The sequence below is a fragment of the Corallococcus llansteffanensis genome (assembly GCF_003612055.1).
GTDB classification, from domain to species: domain Bacteria; phylum Myxococcota; class Myxococcia; order Myxococcales; family Myxococcaceae; genus Corallococcus; species Corallococcus llansteffanensis.
In genome coordinates this window covers 1-3,259 of the sequence record NZ_RAWB01000826.1, presented here as the reverse complement: position 1 = coordinate 3,259, position 3,259 = coordinate 1, and the positions used below count along the sequence as shown (strand labels likewise).

Sequence of the window (3,259 nt, the reverse complement as noted above, 5' to 3'; positions counted from 1 at the left end):
GGGTCGAAGATGACGGACGGCAGCGGGGCCGGCGGCGGTGGCGGTCGGGACCGGGCGGGTGCTTCGGGCGGCGGCTGCGTGACGGGCAGCGCGGTGGTGGTGGGCGAGCGCGGGCGCGGCGGCGGAGCCAGGACCGGGTTCGGCGCCGCGGCGGGCGTCTCGAGGGGGGTGATGCTGCGGTTCGGATCCTGCTCGTCGTCCTGGGAGGACGGACCCGCGCCAGGAGGGGTCCTGCGGAAGAAGTCGGTCATCACGGCTCCGGCAGAGGGGCGGCCAGCCTACTCCACCGCCCCGGGCCGGGGTGTTAACTTCGGGGCATGAGCTTCTTCCAGGCGCCCCCCGGTCTTGGCAACCAGTACGACGACGACGCGTTCCTGCAGGGATATCTGGCCCGCACCCTGCCGGAGGACCTTCGCCGCTCCATCACCGACGACTTCCGCGAGCTGGGAGAGCTGGGCGGCAAGCACTTCTATGAGTTCCAGCTGCGCGACCGGCTGAACGAGCCGGTGCTGACGCAGTGGGATGCGTGGGGACAGCGCATCGACCACATCGAGGTCACGCCGCTGTGGAAGGAGGCGGAGGCGCTGACGGCGCGCAAGGGCCTGGTGGCGGTGGCCTACGAGCAGAAGAGCGGCGCGCTCAGCCGCGTGCACCAGTTCGCGCTGAACTATCTGGTGCAGCCGTCGCTGGATGTCTATTCGTGTCCGCTGGCGATGACGGACGGCGCGGCGCGCTCGCTCGTGTCGCTGGGCAACCAGGCACTCATCGACCACGCCCTGCCCCGCCTGACGTCGCGCGACCCGGCGACGTTCTGGACCTCCGGGCAGTGGATGACGGAGCGCACGGGCGGCTCGGACGTGGGGCTGACGCTGACCGAGGCGCGCAACTCGCCCGAGGGCTGGCGGCTGTACGGGACGAAGTGGTTCACGTCCGCGACGACGGCGCAGATGGCGCTGACGCTGGCGCGACCCCAGGGCAATGGCCCCGGCGGCAAGGGCCTGGCGCTCTTCTTCGTGGAGACGCGGGACGCGGCGGGGAAGCTCAATCACATCCAGATCAACCGGCTGAAGGACAAGCTGGGGACGCGCAAGGTGCCCACGGCGGAGCTGACGCTGGATGGGACGCTGGCGACGCCGGTGGCGGGGCTGACGGACGGCATCCGCAACATGGCGATGATGCTGAACGTGACGCGCACCTGGAACGCGATGGGCGCGACGTGGAGCATGCGGCGCGCGCTGGCGCTGGCGCACGACTACGCGAAGCGCCGGGTGCAGTTCGGAGCGCCGCTGTCGGAGAAGCCGCTGCACGTGGACACGCTGGCGGGGCTGGAGGCGGAGTTCCAGGCAGGCTTCCTGCTGGCGTTCCGCGGGGTGGAGCTCTTGGGCAAGCTGGAGACGCGCACGGCGACGGAGCAGGAGCAGCTCTTGCAGCGGCTGGTGACGCCGCTGGCGAAGCTGACGACGGGCCGGCAGGTGGTGCACGTGACGTCGGAGGTGACGGAGTCCTTCGGCGGCGCGGGCTACGTGGAGGACACGGGGCTGCCGCGCATCCAGGCGGACTCGCAGGTGCTGTCCATCTGGGAGGGCACGACGAACGTGCTGTCCCTGGATGCGCTGCGCGCGCTGGCGAAGGAAGGCACGCTGGAGGCGTACTTCCACGAGGTGGAGACCCGGCTCGCGAAGGTGACGGACGTGGGCCTGCGCCCGTGCGTGCGGACGGCGCAGGACGCGCTGGAGCACGCGCGGACCTGGGTGGCCGGCGCGATGGCGAACCCGACGACGATGGAGGCCGGGGCGCGGCGGTTCTCACTGACGCTGGGGCGCACGCTGGAGTTGGCGCTCCTGAGCGAGCACGCGCAGTGGTGCCTGGACCACGGGCACGGCCCGCGCACCCGCGCGGCGGCGCGGCGGTTCCGGCAGAACGGCGTGGACCTCATCCAGGATGAGATTGATCTGGATGACTCGCGGCTGCTGGGGTGAGTCTCCGGTTCGCGTTCAGCGCAGCGGGAGTGAGCTGTCTTCAGGGAGGGAATGCAAGGCATTGCCCTCCCTGAGACCTGACGCGACTAACCCTTCGCCGACTGACCGAGCGCGTCTTCCACGTAGCGGACGCCCTTGGCCGTGATGGCCTTGCCCTTCTTGGTGTCCTGCGCGTAGCCGGCGTGCAGGCGCAGCGCCTTGGCGGCGTTCGGCGCGGCGTACGTCACGCCCAGCCCGCTCCAGAAGCGCGACGTCGTGCCCGACGTGATCTCCACGTCCAGGGACTTCGCCAGGTACAGCGGGATCAGCGAGCGCAGGAGCTGGTCCTTCTCCTTGCCGGCGGAGACCAGGTCCCGCTGACGCGCGTGGCTTCGCAGCGCGGCCTCCAGCACCGACACCGCGTCCTCGCTCGCGGGCTGCGCCGCGGACTTCGCGCGGGGCGCCGCCTTCCGGGCCGCTGCCTTCTTCGCAGGAGCCTTCTTGGCCGCCGCCTTCTTCGCCGCGGGAGCCGTCTTCTTCCGGGCAGCAGCCTTGCCCACGCTCTTCTTCGCCTTGGGCGCCGTCTTCCGACGTGCCGCAGTCGCCAGTTCCATACGCCCCTCGAAGGGAATCTCTACCACTGTCGCGTTGATGTTTCGTTCTGACACTGTCGCGGGAGCGACGACCTCGTGCACGGAGGCGTGCGGGGGTTCGGAGTGCACCGGCCGGGAGACACGGGTCTGCCGGGATTCACTCGGAGGTGGCTTCCCCTGCGCGTAGTACCGCACCCAATCGCTCGCCTCCTCCACCACATCCGTGAGGCCCACGCGATCGAGCAGCGACCCCAACCACCGAAGACTGTTGCGCACTTGGAGAACCCTCCCGTTCTGATCCACGCTACTACACTCCCGACGGACGCCACCTATATCGCCAGCAATACGGGTTCTTCCATGCCCTCATGGGTATCCCTGACGGATCCGTCCCCGGGTCTGTTGCTGCCTTTACGGGAACAGACGTGCAGATGTAGCGCCCTATTGCCGCACCGACATCACGCTGCGCGTCTTCACGTTCGTCACCTTCCCCGAGCGCTCCAACATCCCCTCCCCCACCAGGAACAGCGCGCCGTGGATCTCCTTGCGGCACTGCGCGTACACGTCCGCGGGGACGACCAGGTTCGCGATCCCCGTCTCGTCCTCCAGCGAGATGAAGCAGATGCCCTTCGCCGTCGGCGGCATCTGTCGGCAGATCATCATCCCCCCCACCTTCACCCGGCGCCCCGCGGACACCTGCTTCAGCCCCTC

Annotated in this window: 3 protein-coding genes and 1 pseudogene; 1 reads left to right on the top strand and 3 read right to left on the bottom strand. The window is 69.7% G+C overall.

What is annotated here, in order from left to right; genetic code table 11:
• Window positions 1-251, bottom strand: a pseudogene (locus D7V93_RS40805) (ATPase); the annotation flags it as partial.
• Between the two features lie 66 nt (window positions 252-317).
• Here D7V93_RS40805 and D7V93_RS40800 point away from each other — a divergent pair.
• A complete protein-coding gene (locus D7V93_RS40800) occupies window positions 318-1,979 on the top strand; it encodes an acyl-CoA dehydrogenase family protein (RefSeq protein ID WP_120648397.1) in 1,662 nt (553 codons plus the stop codon).
• Between the two features lie 86 nt (window positions 1,980-2,065).
• Here D7V93_RS40800 and D7V93_RS40795 read toward each other — a convergent pair whose 3' ends face one another.
• The gene (locus D7V93_RS40795; protein WP_120648396.1) at window positions 2,066-2,572 is read right to left on the bottom strand and encodes a hypothetical protein; all 507 of its coding nucleotides are present in this window, start codon (window positions 2,570-2,572) and stop codon (window positions 2,066-2,068) included.
• 417 nt (window positions 2,573-2,989) lie between these two features.
• On the bottom strand, window positions 2,990-3,259 hold a 270-nt coding region (locus D7V93_RS40790), incomplete at its 5' end, for a hypothetical protein (protein ID WP_147451612.1).